At 37.2% G+C, this 5,207-nt stretch carries 6 protein-coding genes; 3 read left to right on the forward strand and 3 right to left on the reverse strand.

Translation table 11 applies throughout. From position 1 onward, the window contains the following. The 3 genes from M0P98_09120 to M0P98_09130 all read left to right on the forward strand — a co-directional run. Positions 1 to 223 (forward strand): hypothetical protein (locus M0P98_09120; GenBank protein ID MCK9267007.1); only part of this gene is annotated, 223 nt, incomplete at its 5' end. A 115-nt stretch (positions 224 to 338) separates the two neighbouring features. Then, entirely contained in the window at positions 339 to 869 is a 531-nt protein-coding gene (locus M0P98_09125; protein ID MCK9267008.1) for a hypothetical protein, read from the forward strand. Further along, on the forward strand, positions 866 to 2,377 hold the full coding sequence (locus tag M0P98_09130) for a cohesin domain-containing protein (protein ID MCK9267009.1): 1,512 nt from the start codon (positions 866 to 868) through the stop codon (positions 2,375 to 2,377). The genes M0P98_09125 and M0P98_09130 overlap by 4 nt, the downstream gene beginning before the upstream one ends. Positions 2,378 to 2,463: 86 nt before the next feature. Here M0P98_09130 and M0P98_09135 read toward each other — a convergent pair whose 3' ends face one another. Genes M0P98_09135 through M0P98_09145 form a run of 3 tightly spaced genes read right to left on the reverse strand, consistent with a single transcriptional unit; the run spans position 2,464 to position 4,648 of the window. Then, a complete protein-coding gene (locus M0P98_09135) occupies positions 2,464 to 3,294 on the reverse strand; it encodes a sorbitol-6-phosphate dehydrogenase subunit (protein MCK9267010.1) in 831 nt (276 codons plus the stop codon). Positions 3,295 to 3,307: 13 nt separating this feature from the next. Then, the gene (locus M0P98_09140) at positions 3,308 to 3,580 is read right to left on the reverse strand and encodes a TMEM165/GDT1 family protein (GenBank protein ID MCK9267011.1); all 273 of its coding nucleotides are present in this window, start codon (positions 3,578 to 3,580) and stop codon (positions 3,308 to 3,310) included. Between the two features lie 36 nt (positions 3,581 to 3,616). Then, on the reverse strand, positions 3,617 to 4,648 hold the full coding sequence (locus M0P98_09145; GenBank protein MCK9267012.1) for an alcohol dehydrogenase catalytic domain-containing protein: 1,032 nt from the start codon (positions 4,646 to 4,648) through the stop codon (positions 3,617 to 3,619). Between the last annotated feature and the right edge of the window lie 559 nt (positions 4,649 to 5,207).

Here is a 5,207-nt window from a genome sequence, read left to right on the forward strand (position 1 = left end):
CCTCGTATTTATCCTTATTATTGTTTATTCCCATTCCTTTTCCGCCTTCGGCGAGATTGCCACGTTAAGAAACCCCTCCTACGCCAAGGCTTCGGCGGGTAAAGCTCGCAAGATAAATTACAAAAGACGGAATGGGGGGCTGTTAACAAAAGGTTCAGCCCTTTTGTTCCCCTACTCTGAGCCTGTTAAGCCCTTCGGAGACGCTCTTTGTGCAGAAGGGTGAGTTCTCAGAGTGTCCGATTGTGGCGTAGAAGGTGTATGCACCGTAGTACCAGAGTGAATAGACACCACATACTTTTTTTTGTATAAAGACAAAAATATGATAAAATTGATTCACTATGAAAAAATATATATTACCAATACCGTTTTTACTCTTATTAATGCTTTCAACAAAACTCCTATTTTCGAACACACTTACCTTAAAAACTCCTATTGAAGATACTTTTGTTCCGTTGGAAGTAAAAATTCAAATTGATAAAACTTTTTCTATAAATCCAACAGAAAGAGCAGAGGCGGCTTACAAACTTGGTCTTATGGGACCAAAGGCTCAAAAAGCAGTTCCTTTTTTAATGAGAATGTTTGATGACAACCTCACCGTATGGTGCAAATATAACAATTTAGGTATGTGGACAACCCCAGGAAAAGAAGCAGCAAAAGCAGTTGAACTGATTGGGCAACCAGCTTTTGGATACCTCTTATTGCTTGTAAACGGCACTCACCCATATATCGCTATAAATTCTTATATGGAAAGAAATCTAAGATACACACTAAAACATATAACAGGAGAAGATTTCGGCAATAAATTTATTGACTGGTCCTCTGTTTTAGAAAAAAAGGGGGCTAAAACATCTTCTTCTGAGACAGAATGAAAAAACATATATATTCTTTTTTTTTAGTTTTAATTTTTCTTCTTTCTACGAACTGCTACATTGAATCAGCTACCATTAAAGTTGGAAATATAAACGTTCTCAACAACCAAACCTCTGTATCTCTTCCTATACAACTTACCTCAGAAGACTTATTTGCCGGCTACCAGTTAACTATCACATACAACAAAGACATTTTGAAGATTTCCAATATACAAAAAGGAAACGTCGCTTCCAACTTCTCTTTGCAGAGCAACCTAAACAATCCAGGACAAATAGGTATCATTTCCTACAACCCCAGTTTAAAAGAAATCTCTGGCAACGGAGTTCTTTTATACTTAAATTTTAATATTATTGGTACTGGTAATTCCCCTATAAGAATATCTAATATATATTTTGCCAATTCTGAAGGTAAGAAAATCCAAGCAACCTCAACTAACGGACAAATAACTGTTGGAAACTCTACCCAACCAAATAGTCAAAATTCTCAAAAACAACAGCCTGAAAATAAACCTGCGACCATCTCCCCTTCTATCGGTAGCCAAAAAACATCTTCTACCGCAAATGAAAGTATGCAAACAACAAGAGAAAACATCATCGCTCCAACCCCGCTTATTCAGCAGAGCGACTCTTTTAATACAGACAACTTTCTACTTTTTGTTCAATCAGAATACGGAATTACAAATCCTCAACAAGGTTATACAACCTTTAAGAAAGGCACACGTGTATTTTGTAAAGCAGAAAAAGAAGTATTTATCAATGAAATGGAAAAAGCTGTTTGCGTTGGATTTATTGGAAAAGGTTCTGTTGCCAAGGGCAACTCAAACACTACTTCTTTCAATATAAATAGCAACTCAACATTAACCTGGTTATGGCAATTAAGACCAACAGAAAAAGATTTTATACTTGAATTTAATGAAAATTTCGAGATAGAAGAAGATCTTAAAATAATTGTAAAAGCCAAATACTTTGGTGGGCTAAACTCTCCTATTGAGTTAAGAATATCAAACCTTCCAAAAGGTATAAGTGTTGGCTTTGAAAAGACAGAAATATCATATAAAACTAAAGAACAGGTTATTGTACTAAAAACAACAGGCAACCTACCAGCAGGTGAATATAAAATACTGATAAACGCTATATGTAACAATATACAAAAAGATTATGAGACTGTTTTAATTGTTAAAGGCAGGCTAAAACAAAGAGTAATGCAGAGAGATAACAACCTTTCTTTTTCGATAGTTCCAGAAAACAGTATGGAACTTATAAAATCTTTTCAGATGCAACTCGATTTTCAACCCGACAAACTATCTTTAAACAGGGTTGCCCCGAACTCAATAAAATATAAACTTGTTAACAAAAATGTTATTGCATTTGCAGGCGAAATCTCAAAAAACCCTGTCAATTTATTTTTTAATATTATCAAACCTTCCGACTTTTTAGTTCCGAAAATAAAATCTTTCACAGCAAAAGATACCAACGGTAAAATAATTCCAGTTATCATTACCGAATAAAAACCATAGGCTTTGGATGAGAAAAAGAATATGTAAGGATTTTTACTTCTGTTTGTCTTGCGAGATTCGCCTACTACCCCTTCTTGCTACGCTCTCGATTTGCCACCAGAAATATTTACTACAGTTCCAGTAATGTAAGACGCAAGGTCGCTGATAAGAAAACCAACAACGTCTGCAACCTCTTGAAGTGTTCCAACCCTGCCAAGAGGAATAGATACCTTTTTGTAAGATTCTCGCAACTTTTCAACAGTTATACCTCTCGTATAAGCAAGCGCTCTTTCATATTCAAGAGTTCTCAAAGCAGTTACTTCAAGAATCCCAGGAGCAATCCCTACCACTCTTATTCCGTATTTACCTAATTCTTTTGCCCAACTTCTTGTGAAAGAATATTGAGCTGCCTTAGTAGAGGCATAGACGCTCTGTCCTTCTGAACCTTCCAAAGCACTTTCAGAGGAAACGTTTATTATTACCCCTTTAGTCTTCTCAGCAATCATAACTCTTGAGACTGCCTGAGCACAAAAGAGTGTACCCCTCTGGTTTATGGCAATCATTTTATCAAAAATTTCAGGGGTTATCTCTTCTTTTCCTTTTGGGTCAACAAGAAGTCTTGGTATCAAAATACCTGCGTTATTTACAAGGTAATCAATTTTATTAAATTTCTTAATTGCATTTCCTACCATCTCATCTATGCTTGATTTATCAGAAACATCTGTTTTAATAAAATAAGCGCAACTACTCTTTCCAGTTGGTGAGATTTTGTTCAGCTCTTCTTCAGTTTTTTTACCTTCTTCTTGGTTAATATCTGCAATAACAACCTCTGCTCCAGCCAAAACAAGGTTGGTGGATATCACCTTACCAATGCCTAATGCCCCTCCTGTAACTATGCCTTTTTTTCCGTTCAAATCAACTTTAGCCATAAGATTTTCTCCGTTAAATTTTGCCAAACAACATTAAAGCCCCCAGAAGGACAAAGAGTGCGCCTCCAAAATATTTTATTATTTCTACTTTAAGACATTTCCCAAGGTGCGCTCCTATAAGAACAGTTAAACCAGTAACAATGATATAAGCACCAACTGAACCTGCCCATACAAGGAGTGGTCTACCAGTTTTACCAGAAAGACAAAGCCCTATCAACTGAGTTTTATCAGCAAGTTCAGCAAAGAAAATGGCTCCAAAAGCCATAACAAAAATCTTAAAATCCATATTCTCCTCCAAAGAGTGTTTTATTGACACTTAACATTACATTCTCACTACTGCCTTTATCACTCCAGATTTATATTCAGCAACAAGTTTAATGGCTTCTTCAACATCATTTAATTCATACATATGTGTCACCAATTTTGAAAAAACATTATTTTTTTTAATCAAATCGAGCGCTAATTTTGTTGTATGAGCAGACCTGCGAACATTTAAAATCTGTAATTCTTTACGTCTTACAACAGATGCCCTAAACTCCATTTTATCTTGTGCAGGAATTCCAAAAATAACCGATTTTCCGCCTATTTTAACTACTTGAGTAGCCTGGTTAAACGTTTCTTGCTCTCCAGCCGCTTCGTAACCTATATCTACTCCTCTCCCTGAGGTTTCTTTCATAACAACATCAACAATATTTTCTTTTGTAGCAAGAACAGTTACATCAGCCCCAAGTTTCTTTGCCATATCAAGCCTTGCCTGGTATAGGTCGCTTACAAAAATTCTTTTAGCACCTGCCAATTTAGCAGAAAAAAGGGCAGAAAGCCCAATTGGTCCAGCCCCAATAATTGCTACATCTTCTCCTACCGATAGACCGCTCAATTTAACCCCATACAACCCTATTGCAAGAGGTTCAGAAAGAACTCCACAATCATAATCTAATCCATCAGGTAGGGGGATTAAATGGGTATGCGGCATAACAACAAATTCCTTTAACGCTCCATCAACAGGGGGAGTTCCAAAAAATATAACATAAGGGCATAGGTTCGGCTTTCCAATAACACATTGTTCACATTTCCCGCAACTTATACCCGGCTCAATCGCTACCCTATCACCTTTTTTTAGGTTTCTAACACCTTCGCCAACTTCTACCACAAGACCGGCGGCTTCGTGCCCGAGTATAATTTTATCTTCAATTATCTGGTCACCTATCTTTCCTTCAAGATAATAATGTATATCCGAACCACATATACCAACACTTTTGATACCAACTAAAACATCTGTCTTATTTTTAATCTCTGGTTTTAGAATATCCTCAATAATTATTTTACGTTCTTTTGTTAAAAAGACTGCTTTCATTTTATTTGTAACCCCTTCAATTTTCCTAATAATTTACCTTTTTTAGATGTTTTTGTCAAAACAATGATAAAAAGAGAGATTGTCGCAGTCGTAATAGCCACTTCAACCTACGCCAAGTTATACCTGCCAAGCTTGTATTGTAGCGTAGGTTGGCTTCGGCAGGTATGCCTTCGCAATGACAAGCAAAGGTAAAAACTAAAGACAAAAGAACCCCTCACCTTGCATCCTCTCCCTCAAGGGGAGAGGCAAATAAGGAAAGATTGCCATTGCAAGCGAATATAAAACAAGCCCCCGCAATTTGCGAAGTAAGTCCCTCGGGAGTACTCGGGACAAGTCGCCGTTAGGCGGAAAAGGAATGCACCTCTCTTTACCCTCTACCCAAAGAAATGCTCGGGATAGTAAATATCTCAGGGGTTTGCAGAGAAGTTAATGGGACAAAAAAGTAAGAGGTGTTATCTACTCACTCTGGTACTACGGCGCATACACCTTCTACGCCACAATCGGGCACTCTGAGAACTCACCCTTCTGCACAAAGAGCGTCTCCGAAGGGCTTAACAGG

It is taken from the genome of bacterium, from assembly GCA_023230585.1.
GTDB lineage: Bacteria > Ratteibacteria > UBA8468 > B48-G9 > JAFGKM01 > JALNXB01.